Annotated in this window: 9 protein-coding genes; 7 read left to right on the top strand and 2 right to left on the bottom strand. The window is 72.4% G+C overall.

All coding sequences use genetic code 11. From position 1 onward, the window contains the following. Window positions 1-2: 2 nt before the first annotated feature. The 4 genes from ACWDZ7_RS17720 to ACWDZ7_RS17705 all read left to right on the top strand — a co-directional run bounded on the left by ACWDZ7_RS17720 (window position 3) and on the right by ACWDZ7_RS17705 (window position 15,595). Window positions 3-5,081, top strand: coding sequence for a MupA/Atu3671 family FMN-dependent luciferase-like monooxygenase (locus ACWDZ7_RS17720; protein ID WP_451797886.1), 5,079 nt, complete (start codon window positions 3-5; stop codon window positions 5,079-5,081). A 67-nt stretch (window positions 5,082-5,148) separates the two neighbouring features. Further along, window positions 5,149-8,271, top strand: a complete 3,123-nt coding sequence (locus ACWDZ7_RS17715; RefSeq protein WP_451797885.1) for a type I polyketide synthase — start codon at window positions 5,149-5,151, stop codon at window positions 8,269-8,271. Then, window positions 8,268-10,898: a MupA/Atu3671 family FMN-dependent luciferase-like monooxygenase gene (locus tag ACWDZ7_RS17710; RefSeq protein ID WP_451797884.1), complete on the top strand. Its 2,631-nt coding sequence runs from the start codon at window positions 8,268-8,270 to the stop codon at window positions 10,896-10,898. The genes ACWDZ7_RS17715 and ACWDZ7_RS17710 overlap by 4 nt, the downstream gene beginning before the upstream one ends. Window positions 10,899-10,909: 11 nt before the next feature. Beyond that, the gene (locus tag ACWDZ7_RS17705; RefSeq protein ID WP_451797882.1) at window positions 10,910-15,595 is read left to right on the top strand and encodes a non-ribosomal peptide synthetase; all 4,686 of its coding nucleotides are present in this window, start codon (window positions 10,910-10,912) and stop codon (window positions 15,593-15,595) included. 142 nt (window positions 15,596-15,737) lie between these two features. Here ACWDZ7_RS17705 and ACWDZ7_RS17700 read toward each other — a convergent pair whose 3' ends face one another. Together ACWDZ7_RS17700 and ACWDZ7_RS17695 are read right to left on the bottom strand one after the other, a co-directional pair. Continuing rightward, window positions 15,738-16,532 (bottom strand): thioesterase II family protein, encoded by a 795-nt coding sequence (locus tag ACWDZ7_RS17700; protein WP_451797880.1) that lies wholly within the window; start codon window positions 16,530-16,532, stop codon window positions 15,738-15,740. Between the two features lie 4 nt (window positions 16,533-16,536). Next, entirely contained in the window at window positions 16,537-16,737 is a 201-nt protein-coding gene (locus ACWDZ7_RS17695; RefSeq protein ID WP_451797879.1) for an MbtH family protein, read from the bottom strand. A gap of 315 nt (window positions 16,738-17,052) precedes the next feature. Between ACWDZ7_RS17695 and ACWDZ7_RS17690 the strand changes: the two genes are divergently transcribed. The 3 genes from ACWDZ7_RS17690 (at window position 17,053) to ACWDZ7_RS17680 (ending at window position 20,060) form a co-directional block, all read left to right on the top strand. Then, window positions 17,053-18,156: a DUF6421 family protein gene (locus tag ACWDZ7_RS17690; protein WP_451797878.1), complete on the top strand. Its 1,104-nt coding sequence runs from the start codon at window positions 17,053-17,055 to the stop codon at window positions 18,154-18,156. A gap of 63 nt (window positions 18,157-18,219) precedes the next feature. Beyond that, a complete protein-coding gene (locus ACWDZ7_RS17685) occupies window positions 18,220-18,729 on the top strand; it encodes a flavin reductase family protein (protein WP_451797876.1) in 510 nt (169 codons plus the stop codon). Window positions 18,730-18,845: 116 nt separating this feature from the next. After that, window positions 18,846-20,060, top strand: a complete 1,215-nt coding sequence (locus ACWDZ7_RS17680) for a cytochrome P450 (RefSeq protein ID WP_451797875.1) — start codon at window positions 18,846-18,848, stop codon at window positions 20,058-20,060. Window positions 20,061-20,084 lie beyond the last annotated feature (24 nt).

Genomic DNA, 20,084 nt, shown 5'->3' with positions numbered 1-20,084 from the left:
CCATGTCGGAGATACGCAGTGCCCGAATGTCCTTCGCGCAGGAGCGCTTCTGGTTCCTGGCGCAGATCGCGCCCGACGAGGCGTCCCCCCTGGTGCATGTGGCGGTGCGGCTGCGCGGCACGCTGGACGAGGCCGCGCTGACCTCGGCCCTGGCCGCCGTCGTGGCCCGCCACGAGGCGCTCCGCACCCGCTTCGCCGAGGTGGCGGGGAGCGCCTTCCAGGTGGTGGAGGACTCCGCCGACGTCGTGCTGGAGCGAGTGGAAGGCACCGAGGAGGAGCTGCCCTCGCTGCTGCGGACCGCGATGTCCCGCCCCATGGACCTGGGCCGTGCGCCGCTGCTGCGCGCGGTGCTCGTACGGCTCGGCGCCGAGGATCACGCGCTGCTCCTCGTCGTGCACCACATCGTCGCCGACGGGGCGTCGATGGAGCTCATCGCCGAGGAACTGAGCGCGCGCTACAGCGGCGAGGAGCTTCCCGAGGAACCCGCCCTCCATTACGCCGACTACTCGACGTGGCAGCGCGAGCAGCTGGCGGGACCGGCCCTGGACGAGGGCCTCGGCTTCTGGCGCGAACACCTCGCGGGCGTCCCCGAACTGCTCGAACTCCCCGCCGACCGCACCCGCCCCGCCGTGCAGAGCTACGCGGGGGCCACCCACCGGTTCGAGCTGGGCGAGGAACTGACCTCGGCGCTCATCCGGTTCGGCGCCGAGCGCGGGGCCACGCCGTTCATGACCATGCTCGCCGGGTTCCTGGCGTTCGTGCACCGCAGCACCGGGCGCGACGACCTGATCGTCGGCACGCCGGTGACCGACCGGCCCGATCCCGCCCTGGAGCGGGTGGTGGGGTCCTTCACCAACACGCTGGCGATACGCAGTCAGGTGGACGGCGCCCTGTCGTTCGGCGAGCTGGTCGACCGGGTGGGGGCGGACGCCCTCGCCTGTTATCCGTACGCCGAAGTGCCCTTCGAGAAGCTGGTCGACGACCTCCAGCCGTCCCGCCAGCTCAGCCACTCCCCCATCGTCCAGCTGATGTTCGCGTGGTACGAGACCGACGGGCGCACGCTGCGCCTGCCCGGCCTGGACGTCGAGCAACTGCCGGTCGACAGCGGCACGGTCCCGCTCGATCTGATCCTGACGGTGGAGCGGCACGCGTCCGGCGCCACCGGGGTGATCGAGTACAACACCGACCTGTTCGACGCCGCCACGATCGAGCGGTTCGCCGGACAGCTGAGGACCCTGCTGGCCGGCGCCCTCGACCGGCCCGGGACGCCGGTCGCGCGGCTGCCGCTGGCCACCGACGCCGACGCCGAGACGGTCCGGCGGCTCAACGACACCGCACGGGAATTCCCCCGCACCGAACTGGTGCACGAGCGGATCGCCGAGCAGGCCCGGCGCACCCCGGACGCCACCGCCGTGGTGCACGGCGGCGTCCGGCTCAGCTACGCCGAACTCGACTCCCGGTCCGACCGGCTCGCCCGGTCGCTGGTCGCGCGGGGCGCGGGTCCCGAGCAGCTGGTCGCCGTGGCGATGCGCCGCACCGAGGACCTGCCGGTCGCCCTGCTCGCGGTGCTGAAGACGGGCGCCGGCTATGTGCCGGTGGACCCCGACTACCCCGAGCGGCGCCGACAGCAGATGCTCGGCGACTCCGGGGCCGCCATCGTCCTGACCGGCGTGGAGCCGCTCGACGGGGACGACGGCCTCACCGACGAGCGGCCCGTCACCTCCGGGGTGCTGCCGGAGAATCCGGCGTACGTCATCTACACCTCCGGCTCCACCGGCACCCCCAAGGGCGTCACGGTGCCGCACCGCGCCCTCACCAACTTCCTGCACGCGATGGACGAGCACATCACCGCGGCCGAGGGCTCGGTGTGGCTGGCGACCACCAGCATCTCGTTCGACATCGCCGGTCTCGAACTGCTGTGGACGCTGGCCCGCGGCGTCACCGTCGTACTCCAGGGCGAGGAGCGGTCCGCGCCGCGCCCCTCGGTGGACTTCAGCCTGTTCTACTTCGCCAGCGCGGAGGGCGACCAGGGCCCCGAGCCGTACCGGCTGCTGCTCGAAGGCGCGAAGTTCGCCGACGAGCACGGCTTCGCCGGGGTGTGGACGCCCGAGCGGCACTTCAACCCCTTCGGGGGGCTCTACCCGAACCCGTCCGTGACCGGCGCCGCCGTCGCCGCGGTGACCCGGCGGATCGCCGTCCGCGCGGGCAGCGTGGTGCTGCCGCTCCAGGACCCGCTGCGGGTCGCCGAGGAGTGGGCGGTGGTCGACGGGATCTCCGGCGGCCGGGCGGAGGTGTCCTTCGCCTCCGGCTGGCTGGCCGACGACTTCGTGCTCGCCCCCGACCATCACGCCGACCGCAAGCGGGTCCTCATGGAGGGCATGGACACCGTCCGCGCGCTGTGGCGCGGTGAGAAGGTCCAGCGGGTCAACGGCGCGGGGGCCACCATCGAGGTGGCGTCCTACCCGCGTCCGGCACGCGGCGAACTGCCCGCCTGGCTCACGTCCTCCGGCGACGTGGCCACCTTCGAGGCGGCGGGCCGCGCGGGCGTGCACCTCCTCACCCATCTGCTGGGCCAGAGCCTGGAGGAGCTGGCGGAGAAGGTGGCGCGGTACCGCAAGGCGTGGGACGAGGCCGGTCACCCCGGCCGCGGCCGGGTGGCGCTGATGGTGCACACGGCGGTCGACAGCGACGCCCAAGCGGTACGGGAGCGGGCCAGGAAGCCGTTCGTCGACTATCTGCGCAGCTCGCTGGGGCTGGTGAAGCGGCTGCTCAGCGGCGAGGACGCGGCGGACATCGAGGCGCTGCCGCAGGAGGAGCTGGACGTCCTCCTGGAGCGCTACTACGACCGGTTCGCCGACGAGGCGGGCCTCATCGGCTCGCCCGAGTCCTGCGGGCCGATGGTCGAGCGGATCGCGGCCTCCGGGGTCGACGAGATCGCCTGCCTGGTCGACTTCGGCATCGACCCGGAGCAGGTGTTGTCGTCGCTGCCCCAACTGGACGTGCTGCGGGCCCGCTGGGCGGCCGCGGTCGGTGACCAGGGCCCCCAGGAGGACCAGTCGGCGCTCGCCCAGCTGGCCCGGCACGGCGTGACGCACCTCCAGTGCACGCCGTCGCTGGCGCTCGCGCTGGCCGAGACGGACGCGGGCCTCGCGACACTGGGGAAGCTGGAGCAGCTGGTGATCGGCGGCGAGGCCTTCCCCGCCGCGCTCGCGGGCCGGCTCTCCGACGTGCTCCTCGGCCGGGTCCTCAACATGTACGGGCCCACCGAGACCACCATCTGGTCCAGCACGCATCCGGTGACGGGAGACGGCCCGCCGCCGATCGGGCGGCCCGTCGCCAACACCCGCTTCCACCTGGTGGACGCGGAGGGCGAGCCGGTGCCGGTGGGCACCCCGGGCGAGCTGCTGATCGGCGGGGACAGCGTGGTGCGCGGCTACTGGCGGCGCCCGGACCTGACCGCGGAACGCTTCGTGCCGGACCCGTTCGGACCGCCCGGCGCCCGGCTGTACCGCACCGGCGACCTCGCGGTGCTGCGCCCCGACGGGACCCTGGAGTACCGCGGACGCCTCGACGACCAGGTCAAGCTGCGCGGGCGGCGCATCGAACTCGGTGAGATCGAGGCGCACATCGAGGCCTTCCCCGGAGTGGACCGGGCGGTCGTCGGCGTCGTCGGCGAGGGGGACCGCGCGGCGCTCGCCGGGTGGATACGCTCCCGGGGCGCCGCCGTCACCGCCGCGGAGGGCGGCGACCCCGAGCTGATCCCGCTGCCCTTCGGCGGCGTGGTCGCCACCGGGGACCACCGGGCCGCCGCCGAGATCCACAAGGAGATCTTCGAGGACGGCGACTATCTGGGCGACGGCTTCCTGCGGCTGTGGGACGGCATGACCGTCCTCGACGCGGGCGCCAACGTGGGCGGCACCACCTTGTGGGTGCACCGCAGTTGCCGGCCGGCGCGGATCGTCTCCGTCGAGCCGATCCCGCCGACCTTCGACCGGCTGAGCCGCACCGTACGGGCCAACGGCATCGACGCGGTCCTCGTCGACGCGGGCCTGTCCGACACCCCCGGCACGGCGGAGTTCACCTACTACCCGGCGCTGACCGGCCTGTCCGGCCGCTACGCCGACCCGGAGGCCGACCGCAAGCGGGCGGCGGTGCTCATGCCGACGGCGGACGCGGCGGACGTCGAGGACTTCCTCGCCGACCAGTACCGCAACGAGCGGTTCAGCTGCCGGCTCACCACCCTGCGCGAACTGATCGCCGAACACCGCCTGGAGGACATCGGCCTGCTCAAGGTCGACGTGGAGCGGGCCGAGCTGGACGTGCTCGCCGGGCTCGACGACGCCGACTGGCGGCGGGTGCGGCAGGTCGCCGTCGAGATCGAGGGCAACGACCGGCGGGACGAGGTCCTGGCGGTGCTGGAGAAGTACGGCTTCGAGACCGCAACCCGCACGATCCTCGACGAGCTGGAAGTGGGCATCGTCTACGGCCGCAGGCCCGGCCTGTCCGACGCCGAGCTGCCCGCCGCCACCCCGGTCGGCGACCCGCCCGACCTGGACCGGCTCCGCGAGCACCTGTCGCGCGGCCTGCCCGGCTACATGGTCCCGGACCGCCTCACCGCCGTGACCGCCTTCCCGCTCACCCCGAACGGCAAGGTGGACCGCAGGGCACTGGCCGCCGCACCGGCACGGCCACAGACCGCGGCGGCGGGGGCGGACGTCGCCCAGGTGCCGCCCCGCAACGAACTGGAACAGCGGCTGGCCGCCGTGTGGTGCTCGGTGCTCGGGGTGGAGCGGATCGGCGTCCACGAGAACTTCTTCGACGCGGGAGGCAACTCCCTGCTGCTCATCCGGGTGCACGCACGCCTCGCCGAGCTGGGTGGCGGCATCACCGCGCCCCGCCTGGTGGAGCTGTTCGCGTACCCGACCGTCGCCGCGCTCGCCGCGCACATGGGCGACGCGGGAACGGCGTACGAGGAGACCGGCCCGGGTCCGGCGGACGACGCGGACGGCAAGGACCAGGACCAGCGGCGCAAGGCCCGAAGCCGGTTCCACCGGCGCAGGAAGGCGGGGACAGATGGCTGACGGGGGACACATGGCCGAGCAGACGGACACGGCAGAAACGACAGACACGACAGGCACCACAGGCACGATGGACACCGAAGACCTGATCGCGATCGTCGGCATGGCGGGGCGCTTCCCCGGCAGCGACAGCATCCCCGCGTTCTGGCAGAACGCGGTGGCGGGCACCGACGCGGTCGTGGAGTACGGCCGCGACGAGCTGATCGCCGCGGGCGAGGACCCCGCGCTGGTGGACGACCCGGACTACGTCCGGTCCGGCGTCCCGCTCGCGGACCACGACCGGTTCGACGCCAAGGCGTTCGGCTACACGCCGCGCGAGGCCCGGCTGATGGACCCGCAGGTGCGGATCTTCCTGGAGTGCGCCTGGCAGGCGCTGGAGGACGGCGGCTGCGACCCGGACCGCTACCGCGAGCGCGCCGCCGTGTTCGCCGCCGCCGGCATGACCCGCTATCTGTGGCTGAACGCCGTGCCCGCGCTCGGCGGTTCGCTCAACATGCTCGAGGGGCGCATCCTCAACGACAAGGACTTCCTCGCCACCGCCGCCAGTTACCGGCTCGGGCTGCGCGGGCCCGCGGTCAGCGTGCAGACCGCCTGCTCCGCCTCGCTGGTCGCCGTCCACCTGGCCGTGCAGAGCCTGCTCTCCCACGAGAGCGACATCGCCCTGGCGGGCGGCTCCACCATCGAGCTGCCGCACCGCGTCGGCTACCTCTACAAGGAAGGCAGCATCGGCTCCCCCGACGGCCGCTGCCGCCCGTTCGACCACCGCGCGGAGGGCACGGTCGGCGGCAGCGGCGCGGGCGCGGTGCTGCTCCAGCGGTACGACGACGCCGTGGCCGAGGGCCGCCGCGTCTACGCCGTGATCCGCGGCTCGGCCATCAACAACGACGGCGCCGCCAAGGTCGGCTTCACGGCGCCAAGCGTCGAGGGCCAGGCCACCGCGGTCCGCGACGCGATGATGCTGGGCGACGTGGAGCCGCACACCGTCGGGTACGTCGAGACGCACGGCACCGGCACCCGGATCGGCGACCCCATCGAGATCGAGGCGCTGCGCAGCGCCTACGGCGCGGCCGACAAGGACGCGTGGGCGGGCAGGCGCGTCGCGCTGGGCTCGGCCAAGGCCACCATCGGGCATCTGGACGCCGCGGCCGGCGTGGCCGGGCTGATCCGGGCGGCGCTGGCCGTCCGGGACGGGATCATCCCGGCCGCCCCGTACTTCGAGAAGCCCAACCCACTCATCGAACTGGAGGACTCCCCCTTCTACGTGCCCGTGAAGAGCACCGTCTGGCCGTCCGGGGACACCCCCCGGCGGGCCGGGGTCAGCTCCTTCGGTGTCGGCGGCACCAACGCCCACGTGGTGGTGGAGCAGGCCCCCGCCGAGGCCCCCGGCAAGGACTCCGCCGACACCTTCGGCACGCCGAGCCCGCGCGAGCGCGAACTGCTCGTGCTGTCGGCCGTCGACGAGGAAGCGCTGGAGCGGTGGCGGCTGCGGGTCGCCGACGCGCTCGACCGGCCGGACGGGCCCGCGGACCCCCTCGCGGACGCGGCCCACACGCTGGCCGTTGGGCGGCGGCTGCTGCCGCACCGGCTCGCGGTGGTCGCCGCCGACGCCGAGGAGGCGAGGGCCCGCCTGCGGGACGTGGACACCCGGCGGATCAGGGTCGCCGCAGAGCCGCCCTCCCCCGTGTTCCTCTTCCCCGGGCAGGGCGCACAGCGTCCGGGCATGGCCGCGGGGCTGCACAAGGTGGCGCCCCGCTTCCGCGAGGAGCTGGACGCCTGCCTGGAGCTGCTGCGGGGCGAGGGCGTGGAGCTGCGCGAACCACTGCTCGACCCGGGCGCCGACGCGGCCGCGCTGAACAGCACCGACATGGCCCAGCCCGCGCTGTTCGCGTTCTCGTACGCGCTGGCCCGGCAGTGGCAGGAGTGGGGGATCGTTCCCCGGGCGATGGCCGGGCACAGCATCGGCGAGTACGTCGCCGCCTGTCTGGCCGGGGTCTTCGACCTGCCCGAAGCGCTGCGTCTCGTGGCCGCCCGCGGCCGTCTGATGGCCTCGCTGCCGCACGGGAGCATGCTGGCCGTGGCGCTGCCCGAGGAGGAGGCGGCCGCCCACGCGCGGGCCGCGCACCTGGACCTCGCGGCGGTCAACGGGCCGCGCCAGTGCGTGCTGTCCGGAACCGCGGAGGCCGTCGGGGAACTGAGCGCCTCCCTGACCGCGAAGGGCGTGCAGTGCCGGCTGCTGCACACCTCGCACGCCTTCCACTCGGCGATGCTGGACCCGATGCTGGCCGCGTTCGAGCGTGAGCTGCGCGCCGTGCGTCTGCGGGAGCCGTCGCTGCCGTTCATGTCCTGCCTGACCGGGCAGCCGATCACCGCGGAGCAGGCCCGCGATCCGGCGTACTGGTCGGCGCAGGCGCGCGGCACGGTCCGCTTCGGCGCCGCGGTGGACCTGCTGGCGGCGCGGCAGGACACGCTCTTCGTGGAGGTCGGCGCGGGCAAGGGGATGGGGGAACTGGCCCGCAGGCATCTGCGGACGCTGCGGCACGCGCCCGTCGCCTCCCTCCCGCTGACCGGCGGCGAGGAGCCCGCCGCCCAACTGCTCGGCGCGCTCGGCCAGGCGTGGGAGGCCGGGGCCGAGGTCGACTGGGACGCGTACTACGAAGGGGAGAAACGGCGCCACTTCGAGCTGCCCGGCTATCCGTTCGCCCGGGACCGCTACTGGCTCGACGCGCCGGCCCATGCGCAGGCGACGCCGACCGTGGCCGCCGACGGCAACGACGCGCAGGCCGCCACGGCCGCGCGCGAGGCGTCCGCCGCTCCTGTCGCGGCCGGTTCCGGCAGCCGCACGGAGACGATCGTGCTGGCCGCCTTCGCCGAGGCCTTCGGCATGGACGACGTCACCTTGGAGGACGACTTCTTCGGCCTCGGCGGCACCTCGCTGCTCGCCGCCGAACTCGTGCACCGGCTGCGCAAGCAGCTGGACACCGACTTCCCCGTGCGCTACCTCTTCGAGGCGCCGCAGGTCTGCGAGCTGGCCGCGCTGATCGACGGCGGCGGCGACGGCGGTACGCGGTCCGGTCCCCCCGGGTCCGCTGGGCCCGATGAACTCGACGAACTGCTGGCCCAGTTGGAAGGGCTGCCGGAGGACGAGCTCGTCCGGCTGCTCGGCGCCGACGGAGCAGAAGGAGCGAAGGCATGACCCCGCCCACGAACGACGACGCGAAGAGCGCGCTGCGGGACCGGCTGAGCGCCCTGTCCCCGGAGCAGCGGGCCGCGCTCACCGAGCGGCTGCGCGGCCGGGCCGCCGCCGCGCGACCACCCCGGCGGCCGCTGGAGTTCAGCCTCTTCTACTTCGCCAACACGGCCGGGGACAAGGACCGGCCGTACCGCTTCCTGATGGAGACGGCCCGCCAGGCCGACCGGCTCGGGTTCACCGCGGTGTGGACGCCCGAGCGGCACTTCCACGACTTCGGCGGCATCTACCCCAACCCCTCCGTGCTCGGCGCCGCACTGGCCACCGCCACCGAGCGGGTGCAGATCCGCGCGGGCAGCCTGGTGCTGCCCCTGCACCACCCGGTGCGGGTGGTCGAGGACTGGTCGGTGATCGACAACCTCTCCGGCGGCCGGGCCGGCATCTCCTTCGCCACCGGCTGGCACGGCACCGACTTCGTGATCGACCCGGAGAAGTACGCGGACCGGCGCCAGTACACGTGGGACACCATCCCGCTGGTGCAGAAGCTGTGGCGGGGCGACGAGGTGACGCTCCCCGGCCCGGAGGGCACGCAGATCACACCGACGCTCCATCCCCGGCCCGTGACCCGCGAACTCCCCTTCTGGATCACCGCGTCCGGCAACGCCGACACCTATGTGCAGGCCGGCCGGCTGGGCGCCAACATCCTGACCGGGCTCATCGGCACGGAGACGGAGCAGCTCGCCGCAAACATCGCGCTCTACCGCAAGGAGCGCGCCGCCCACGGCCACGACCCCGGCACCGGCACGGTCAGCGTCATGCTGCACACCTATCTGGAGGAGGACGCGGCCGCCGCGCGGGAGCGGTGCCGCGAGCCGCTGCGCGAGTATCTGCGCGGCTACCTGGGGCAGCAGAGCGACATGATCGACGGCTCCGGCGCGAACGCGGGCGGCGCAGACATCGAGGCTCAGCTCGACTTCGCCTACGAGCGCTACGCGCACCAGACGGCGCTGATCGGCTCGCCGCGGACCGTCCGCGCCCTGCTGGACCGGCTCGCGGAGGCCGGTGTCGACGAGGCGGCCTGTCTGGTGGACTTCGGCGTCCCGTTGGAGCGGGCGCAGCGGAGCATCGACCTGCTGGCGGGTGTGCAGGAGGCGTACCGGGCCGAGCCCGCCGCCGACTCCACCGGCTCCGCCGCCTCCCTCGTGGCACCCTCGGCCGCCGCCCCCGTCACCACGGCCCCGCTCGGCATCGACCAGGAGCGGATGTACCGGGTGCAGAAGGCCCTTCCGCCCGGCCCCGCCAACTACGTCACCACCGGGCTGCGCATCCGCGGCCCGCTGCGGCCCGCGCTCCTTGAGGAGGCGCTGCGCACGGTGGTGGGCCGGCACGAGGTGCTGCGCACCGCTTTCGACGAGTCGGCGAGCGGCGAGCCCTTCCAGCGGATCGGGGCGCCCGGCGAGTTCCCGGTGGCCCTGGAGCGCTTCGACGTCACCGACGTACCCCCGGCCGAGCGGGTGCGCGCCGCGCGCGGCATCCGTACGGAGCTGGCCCGGCGTCCCTTCGACGCGGGACTGCCGCCGATGCGGCTCGCCCTGATCACGCTGGGCGACGAGGAGTTCCAGCTCGCGGCCGTCAAGAACCACATGATCACCGACTGGGTCTCCTTCACCGTCTTCCTGAAGGAGCTCTTCACCCTCTACGGGGAGCTGCTGCGGGGCCGCACCGCCGACCTGCCGCCGTCCGTCCCGTACCGCGTCTTCGCGGAGCAGGAGCGCGCCCGGCTGCGCGACGGACTCCTCGACGACCAACTGGCGTACTGGGGCAAGCAGTTGGAGGGCGCGCCGGACCCGGCGACCTTCCCCCTCAAGGAGTCGCTGCGGGGCGAGCGACCGGCCGTGCCGTCCTTCGCCGGCCACCGGGCCTGGATGCTGTTCCCGGACGAGACCACCGCCCGCCTGAACGCGCTCAGCAGGGCCGCGCGCGTCACGCCGTTCATGGCGGCCTACACCGCGCTGGCCGCCTCGCTGGGCCGGACCACCGGCGGGAGCGACCTGGTGCTCGGCTCCCCGACCGCCAACCGTGACCGCTCGCCGGACAACCTGCTGGGCCTGCTGCTGCGGCCGATGCTGCTGCGCACCCGGCTGCGCCCCGAGCAGACCTTCCGCAGCGCCCTCGCGGACGTACGGCAGATGGTGTCGGGCGCGCTGTCGCACGCGGAGGCGCCCTACCAGTCGCTGGTGGACCGGCTGGCCCCGCACCGCGACATCTCCTGGACGCCGCTGTTCCGGCTCCGCTACCTCTTCCTGCCCTGGAACGACCCGTTCGAGATGTCCGGGCTGCGGCTGAACCCCATCGACACCGACCCGCAGACCTCCCTCTACGACAGCACGCTGACGCTCTGGGACAGCAGGCTCGGCGCCTTCGGGCGGTTCGAGTACGCCGTCGACCTCTTCGACCACGACACGGTCGTCCAGGGCATCGAGACCTTCGCGACCATGCTCGCCGCCGCCGTCGCCGATCCGGACACGCGCGTCGGAGACCTCCCGGACACCTCGTCCACCCGCTACCACGTGGACGTGGACGAGCTGGAAGCCCACCTCGGCTCCGAGGGCCCCCCGCAGGACCGCCGATGAGGAGAGACGCCATGGACACCCGGACAGCGGACATCCAGGCGGCCGCCGTCAGCGCCTGGGAGACGGCGCTGGGACAGACCGGGCTCTCCGCCGACGACGACTTCTTCGAACTGGGCGGCGACTCGATCGGCGGTGCCCGTCTGATGGCCGCCCTGCGCGGGCGGTTCGGCGAAGGACTGCCGCTGACGCTGCTCTTCTTCCACCCCGTGCTCGAAGAGTTCACCGAGGCCCTGGCCGAGGCCGTGAGCAAGCTGCCCGCACCCTCACAAGACCCCGCCCCGGAGCAGCGTGCGGAGCCCGTGCCGGACGAACTGCCGCTCTCCCCCGAGCAGGAGGCCCAGTGGGTCGCCGAGCAGGTCGCCCCCGGCAACCTCGCCTACACCGAACTGCTCTCGCTGCGCCTGAGCGGCCCACTGGACGCCGGGCGGCTTCAGTCGGCCATCGACCGGCTGGCGGTACGGCACGAGGGGCTGCGCACCCGCTTCCCGGCCGGCCCCGACGGCCGGCCGGTCCAGGAGATCCTGCCCGCCGACGCCGCGCCGCGGCTGACGCTGACGCGGCGGGACGCGAGGGACGAGGACGAGGCACGCGCGTACGCCCTCGACCGGCTGACCGAGCCCTTCGACCTGGCCGTCGGCCCGCTGCTGCGGCCGCATCTGGTGCGGCTCTCCCCCACCGACCACGTCTTCCTGCTGTACTCCCACCACATCGTCGCCGACGGGCCGACGATGGAGGTGCTCTGCGCGGAGCTGGCCACCCTCTACGCGGGCGGCGAGCCCGAGGGGCCCGCCCCCTCGTACGCGCGGTACACCCTCCGACGGCAGACCGAGGACCTGGACAGCCAACTCGCGTACTGGCGCAAGCAGTTGGCCGACGCCACCGAGCTGGAACTGCCGCTGGACCGTCCCCGCCCCGAAGTGCGGGACACCGCGGGGCGCAGGTTCCGCTTCGCCGTGCCCGGCGCCGTCAGGGACGGCCTCGACGCGTTGGCCCGCGAGCAGCGGGCGACGCGTTTCACGGTGCTGCTCGCCGCGTTCCAGGTGCTGCTGGGCCGCTGGGCCGGCAGCGAGGACGTGGTGGTCGGGTCCCCGGTGTCCACGCGGTCGCGGCCCGGCCTGGAGCGGATGGTGGGCGCGCTGGTCAACATGGTCCCCTTCCGCGGCGACCTCGGCGGCGACCCCACCTTCCGCGAGCTGCTCGGCCGCACCCGGCAGGCCGGGTTCGACGCGATGGCCCACAGCGACGTGCCGTTCGGCCGGGTGCTGACCGAACTGGCCGTGGAGCGGGACCGGTCACGGCCGCCGCTGTTCTCCACCACACTGATATCCCAGCCGACCCCGCCCGCCATCCGCGCCGACCTGGGCGAGGTCACGGGCGTCTTCTTCCCGGTGCCGCGGCGGCACGCGACGTACGACTTCAGTCTGTACGTCTGGGAGGCCCCGGAGGAGCTGCTCGTCGACGTCGAGTACGCCACGGCCCTCTTCGACGAGGCGACGGTACGCCGCTTCGCGGACCGGTTCGGCGCGCTGCTCGAAGCCGTGACGGCCGCCCCCGACCGGCCGCTGTCCGCGCTGGAGACCGTGCCCGCGGCGGAGCTGCGGCAGGTCCTGCACGACTGGAACGACACCGCGGCCGACCTCGGCCCCGACCGCCGCGTCCACGAGCTGTTCGAGGAGCAGGCCCGGGCCACCCCGGACCTCACCGCCGTGATCGGCACGGACCGCAAGCTGACCTACGCCGAACTGGACGCGGAGGCCGAGCGGCTGGCGGCCCGGCTGCGCGGACTCGGCACCGGTCCCGAGACGGTGGTCGCGGTCTGCCTGGAGCGCTCGGTGCGGCTGCTCGTCACGCTGCTCGCGGTGCTGAAGGCGGACGGCGCCTATCTGCCGCTCGGCCCTGACTGGCCCGCCGAGCGCAGGGAGTTCATGGCGTCGGACGCGGGCGCCGCTCTCCTGGTGGACGCGTCGGGCGTCCGGCGCCACGACGGGCGGCCGTCCGTCCCCGCCCCGTCGGAGGGCCGCCCCGGTCCCGGCGACCTCGCCTACGTCCTCTACACCTCGGGCTCCACCGGCGCGCCCAAGGGCGTCATGGTCCCCCACCGCGCCGTCGTCAACCGGCTCCGCTGGATGCGGCGCGACTGCGGTCTGGGCGCCGACGACGTGGTGCTCCAGAACGCCGTCCCGACCTTCGACTACGCGGTGTGGGAGCTGTTCGGGCCGCTGCACATGGGCGCGACGGTGGTGCTGCCCAGCGCGGAGGGCCACCGCGACTTCAGCGAACTGACCGGGCTGATCGTCGAGCACGGGGTCACCGTGGCGCACTTCATCCCCTCGCTGCTCAGGCACTTCGCCGAGGAGCCCGAGGCCGCGCGGTGCACCGGGCTGCGGGTGCTGTTCAGCGGCGGCGAGCCGCTGGACCCGGCGCTGGCCGCCCGGGTGCAGGAGGTCCTGCCGCAGGTGCGCGTCTTCAACGCGTACGGCCCGACCGAGGCGGCCGTGGACGTCACGTGCTGGCCCGTGCCGAAGCGGCCCGCGTCCGTGGCCATCGGCGGGCCCGTGGCCAACACCACGTGCTACGTCCTGGACGAGCGGATGCGCCCCCAGCCGATCGGTGTCCCCGGCGAGCTGTACCTCGGCGGGATCCAGCTGGCCCGCGGCTACCGCGGGCGGCCCGGCACGACCGCCGAGCACTTCGTCCCCGACCCGTTCGGCCCGGCCGGCGGCCGGCTCTACCGCACCGGCGACCGGGCGCGCTGGCGTCCCGACGGGACGCTGGAGTACGTGGACCGCGTCGACCGGCAGGTCAAGATCCGCGGCGTGCGGGTGGAGCCGGGCGAGGCGGAGGCCGCGCTGCTCGCCCATCCGGCGGTCCGCGAGGCGGCCGTCGTCGCGGCGGAGGGCAACGGCGGGCTCCGGCTCGTCGCGTACTACCGCGGCAGCCCGGCGGGCGGTGAAGGGGAGCTGCGCGAGCATCTCGCCGCTCGGCTGCCCGAGTTCGCCGTACCGGCCGCGTATGTGGAGCTGCCCGGCGGCCTGCCGGTGCTCTCCAGCGGCAAGCTGGACCGCAACGCCCTGCCCGCGCCCGAGCGGCCGAGTCCCGTCGCCGTCGAGGCCACCGGCTCCACGCCCCCGCTCGGCGCGCGCGAGCTGATGCTCGCGGCCCTGTGGGCGGAGGTGCTCGGGGTGGACCGGATCAGCCGGGAGGACAGCTTCTTCCAGCTCGGCGGCGACTCCATCCTCGGCATCCAGATGGTCGCCAAGGCGCGCAGGGCGGGCATCGAGGTGACGGTCCCCGCGCTCTTCCGGCACCAGACGCTCGCGGCGCTGGCCGACGCCGCCGCCACCGCGGCCGCCGAGAAGGCCGAGGGCTGCGGCGCGCCCGGCGGGAGCGGTCCGACTCCCGTCCCGGCGGGGAGCCGCACCCGCTTCCCGTTGACGCCGCTGCAACGGGAGATGCTGCGGGAGGCCGCGACGGCGCCGGGCCGGGGGGCGTACATCGTGCCCGCCGAGCTGCTGCTGGAGGGCGAGGTCGACCCGGAGGCGATGCGGACCGCGTTCCGCCGCCTGGTCGAGCGCAATCCGGTGCTGCGCACCTCGGTGACGCTGCACGAGCGGCCGCAGCGGTGCGAGCAGACGGTGCACCCGGCCACCGAGCCGTCCTTCCGCTACGAGGACTGGAGCGCGTACCCGCCCGAGGAGCAGGAGCGCGGGCGCCGCGAGCTGCTGGAGGAGGAGTGGCGCACCGGCTTCCCGCCCGAGGCCACCCAGCTGAGCCGCATGACCGTCCTGCGGCTCGGCGAGCGCCGCTGGGCCATGGTGTGGACCCGGCACAACGCGCTGCTCGACGGCTGGAGCTTCGCCCAGCTGTACGACGAGCTGCTCGAACTGCACGCGGCGGTGCGCACGGACAGCCCCGAGCCGCCGGCCGATCCCCGGGAGTGCTTCAGCAGTTACGTCGAGTGGCTCGGGGCACGGCAGCGGGCGTCGGCGGAGCGCCTGTGGGAGGAGCAGCTGCGCGACCTGTCGCCGCGGTCGCTCTTCTCGCCCGAGGTGGGACCTTCCCCGGAGCCGTACGGTGAGCTGCGCTTCCCGCTTCCCCAGGGGGCGGAGGCGTTCGTGCGGGAGCACGGCCTCACGATCAGCACGCTGCTGGAGGCGGCCTGGGCGGCCGTGCTCGCGCGGCGCACGGGCAGCCCGGACGTTCAGTACGGTCTGGTCTTCTCCGCCCGTGAGGCCGAGGTGCACGGTGTGGACCGGATGCTGGGCCTGATGATCAGTACGCTGCCGTCCGGGCTGCGGCTCGACCCCGGGGAGACGGTCGGCGGCTGGATGAAGGGGCTCCACCAGCGCGGCGCCCGGCTCAAGGAGCTGTCCACGGCCGATCTCGGGGTTCTCCAGGAGCGGGCCGGTGTCTCCGGGGCCCTGTGGGACACGCTGCTGATCATCCACAACTACCCGCACAACTTCCAGGACGTGCCGGCGGGCGGGCTGAGGGTGGTCGACACGGCGGGGTTCTCCCGGGTCGGGGCCGCGCTCATCGTCTCGGTGGACGTCAAGCCGCTGCGGCTCGCCATGATCTACGACGCGGCGAGGGCGGAGGAGCCGGTGGTGCGGGAGCTGGCGGCCGAACTGGCCGAGGTGCTCGAACGGATGACGGCGAGTCCGGACGGGAAGGTCGGTGATCTCCTCGGCCAGTGACGCGGAAGCGGGTGCGAGCGCGAGCGCCAGCGACGCGGAAGCGGGTGGGAGCACCGGTGACGCCGAAGCCAGTGGAAGCGCCGGTGACGCCGAAGCCGGTGGGAGAGGCGGTTCGCCTCTCCCACCGGCCCCGGTGGACGCGTCAGGACTGCCGGGCAGCCCGCAGGTCGCCCTCGACCGCCGCCGTGATCAGCGGGAAGGACTCCGGCTCGAAGAACGCTTCCTCGCCACTGGGCAGCATCCTCAGCCGGAACCGGCCGGTGGTGTGCTGCTTCCAGGCGGCCACGGACTCCGGCGGTACGACGTCGTCGTACTCGCCGGTGAACGCGGAGACCGGGCAGCGCACCGAGGTGTAGCTGTCCCGGGCCGCGTAGCGCTCGACGAGCCGGCAGTCGGCCCGGTAGCTCGGCAGCATCAGTTCGAGGAACAGCGGGTCGGACTTGAGCGGGCTGTTCTCCCGCACACGCGTCGGGTCCGCGAGGAACTGCTCGTCGGTCAACTGCTCGTCGGTCACCTCGGGAGGGGTCAGAAGATGCGGGGCACTCTCCGCCGAGACGAACAGGGCGACCGGCCCGGGGAGTCCCGGCCCGGTCCGCTCCAGATGGGCCGCCAACTCAAAAGCGATCAGCGATCCCATGCTGTGCCCGAAGAACGCGAACGGCACATCCAGATGGCCCCGCAGCGCGGTGGCCAGCTGGGCGACCAGCTCGTCGACATCGGGCACGGCCGGTTCGGCGAGGCGGCCCTCCCGGCCCGGGGTCTGCACCAGTACCGGTTCGACCTCGGGGCCGAAGCTGTCCGCGATCTCCCGGTAGCCCGACGCCCCCCTACCCGCGTAGGGGAGGAAGAACAGCCGGGTGGCCGTCTCGCTGCCCGGCCGCCGATAGGCAACCCACTTGTCTTTCTTGCCCTTCTTGTCTTTCGCGGCGCCTGTCATATCGCTAGCCCTGCGTCTCCATCGCGCGGCGCAGGCTCAGAGGCCGCATATCGGTCCACACCTCGGCGATATGGCTGAGGCACTCTTCCTTTGTGCCGGTCACACCGTCCGCACGCCACCCGTCCGGTATGTCCTTGCCCTGCGGCCAGACCGAATACTGCTCCTCGGCGTTGAGGACCACGGAAAAGAGACCTTGCTCGCTCACACGAACCTCCAGATAAGGCAGATAAGGCAGATAGGGCGTGAATTCAACTGTCCCGGACAGCCGATCTTGGCCTAGAAGCTAACAGTGCGGCCCTCGATCGGCAAGGCTCCACGGACGGCCGGCCGACATTGCCACCGCACCGAATCACGGGCCGAAGTTTATTGTGATCGCGCAGTCGAATCTTTAGACTTGCACCGCCCCTCCTTCCCCGCCACCCGTCTTGGTGGAGGAGTCGAGAAGACCGACGGATGCGGAATCCATCATTCAGGATGATTCCGCCGCTGCACACACTCCACATGTGAAGGGATGCACGAAATGGACGAGGCATTCGCGAAGGTCCACGAGATCCGGGAAACGCTTCCGGAGCGAGCGCTGTTCCGGGACGAAGCGACCCTCAAGGACCTTTCCACGAAGCTCGAAGGCAGCAGCTCCCTGCGGAGACTGCCCGCCGTCCAGGCGCTCCTGGAGGACATACGCTCGTTCAGGTCGGGCGACCGCCTCGAAGCGGTCAAGGAGCACATCAACACCCGCACGGACAACCACATCTTCTCCCTCTTCGACGCCTCGTACTTCCCCAAGCTGAACCTGGACTACCTGACCTACGAGACGCTTCCCACGGACCCCTATCTGGCGGACCGGTACGCGAGCAACACCATGCCCGTGAACATCGTCGGAGCCACCAAGGGATTCCACTCACGGGTGGTGGTTGCCCTCTTCCCGGAGAACCACATCGACGGTATCCAGCAGCCCGAAGACCTCATCTTCTACTTCGTGGACAAATTCGTCGAGCGGCACAACCGAATAACCCGGAAAATGATCGACGCGGTGATGGAGCCAGGCAGCTTCCCGCGTATTCAGGGAGTCTCCGACAAGAAGGTCGAACAGGCGGCATCCTGGTGGGTCAGGCTCCACGAATACCATCACAGGCAGGGCGACATGCCCATTCCCGACTTCCTCTCCGCGAAGAAGATGAAGCCACTGGCGGGCCTCGAAGAGCTGCGGGTCGATGTATCCGGAATGCTCGCCTGCCTCCACGACGAGAACCTCCCGCGCGCCGAGGCCCTGGCGGCCTACGAGTTCATGCTCGCGGAACGACTGCTGCGCTACGCCGTCGAAGGAATCCCCCGCCCCAACTACGACGCGGTGGCCTCCCAGCTCCTCTTCAACTACCTCACGGAGCACAAGGGAATCCGCCTCGCCAATGGGCGGATCACACTCCTCCCCGACCTTCCCGTCGCACTCGCGGCCTTCCTCCAGGAGATCCAGGCCATCGAGAGCCGGATCCACACGGAACCCGTGGACGCGGTCAAGAAGCAGCTCCTTGAATTCACCAACGCCTACACGGTCTTCGACCCCGAGGTGCGCGACTACCAGCACATCCCCTACTTCGCCGAGATCAAGCAGCGGCTCGGTGTGTGACCTGCGGGCCACGCCTGCCGCACCCGCCCTGCCCCTCACCGAAATCGAGTCGGAGGCTGTTTCGTGACGGTGCCCGCACAGCGACGCACAGCAGTGAGCGCGCAGGAGTACCGCGAGGCGATGTCGATGCTCGCGGTGCCGGTCTGCGTCGTCACCACGCGCCACGACGGGGAGAACGCGGGCCTCACCGCGAGCACCGTGACAGGGATCTCCCTCGACCCGCCGCTGGTCTCCGTCTCCGTGGCCAGAACGGCCAGTTGCCACGGCGCGCTGACCCGGGCCCCGGAGTTCGTCATCAACGTCCTCGGCGACGACCAGCGCCACATCGCCGCGCGCTTCTCCACCCGGGACATCGACCGTTTCGCGGGCGAGGGAATCTCCACCCTGCCCGGCACGCAGCTCCCCGTGGTCACCGAGGCGAGCGCCCTCTACCGGTGCACCCGCCAGGACGTCGTCCCGGTCGGTGACCACGACCTGCTCATCGGCGAGCTGACGGACGTCCGGCTCGACACGGAAGCGCGCCCTCTGACCTGGTACCGCCGCGCCTTCCACCGTCCCGAACAGTGCGACTGAGCCCGCCCACCGCATCGCGACCAGTCCCAGCAGAGGTAGTCCAAGTGAGTCAAGCGAGCCATGTGAGCCCGGTGAGTCCTGTGAGTCCTGTGAGTCCTGTGAGTCCTGTGAGTCCTGTGAGCACACCCCCCACCGGCTGCCCGTACCAGAGCAGTGCCGGCACGACGAGCGATCCGTGCCGTGACTATCTCGGGCTGCGGGAGGACGAGCCCGTCCGCTGGGACGAGGATCTCGAACTGTGGTTCGTGACGGGGTTCCGTGCGGCGACCGACCTGCTGCGTCACCCCTCACTGTCCTCCGCGTGGCCGGAGCGGGCGAGCACTCCCCTGCACGCGGCGGCCGGGGGCGTGGGCGGTGACGGGGCACGCACCTCGGGGCTCGTGCGCAAGTGGTTCATGTTCAACGACAACCCGGCACACCACCGTGCCCGGCGGCTGGTCGCGCCGCTCTTCGCGGCCGACCGCATCGCCGCGCATCAGCCCTTCATCAAGGAACTGGTCGACGAGCTGCTGGCCGGCGACCGCGACTCCCTGGATGTCATGGAGGACCTGGCCGTCCCCCTCTCGGGCCGGGTCATCTGCCGCATCCTCGGCCTGGACGCGGCCGTCGCACCCCACCTCGAACCATGGGCCCTGGATGTCGCGGCCCTGCTGGTGGCGGACTATCTGCCGGACGTGGTCAGCAGAGGGCACACCGCCCTGCGGGAAATGACCGCGGTCATCGACCAGGCCCTCGAAGGGGAACTCCCCGAGGACTGCGCCCTGCACCTCCTGCGGACGGCTCAGCGCGACGGCGAGATCGAACTCCAGGACGTCTGGGCCACGGCGACCTTCCTCATCTACGCGGGGTTCGAGACGACGTCGTCATTCATCGGCAAGGCCGTGCGGTCGATCCTCCACACGGGCTCCTGGGAGCAGTTGCACAAGGCCGACATCGGCGCCGCCGTGGAGGAGTTGCTCCGTTTCGACACCTCGGTCCAGCAGGTGGCGCGGCTCGCGACGGACACGATCGAGGTGGGCGACCGGCGGATATCGGCCGGTGACCTCGTCCTCATCATGCTCGGCACCGCCAACCGCGACGAGGAGACCTTCGACCGGCCCGACCATCTCGACTACGAACGTCGGATCAAACGGCACCTCGGCTTCGGCCACGGCGCCCACTACTGCCTGGGCGCGGGCCTCGCCCGGCTGGAATCGCAGCTCGCCCTCGAAGGCCTGCGCGACAAGTGGGACACCCTCCGTTTCCTCGACCCGCCGAGGACACGGTCCCACTTCGGGATCACCGTCCTGGAACACCTGGTGGTGGGGCCCGTTGATCTTGGGCACACGTAGACGAGTGATCTTCTTGTCGTCCTC

The sequence above is a fragment of the Streptomyces sp. NPDC003032 genome, assembly GCF_053591415.1.
Note: the sequence above shows the minus strand (reverse complement) of the source record. Positions and strands in the feature narration are given on the sequence as shown.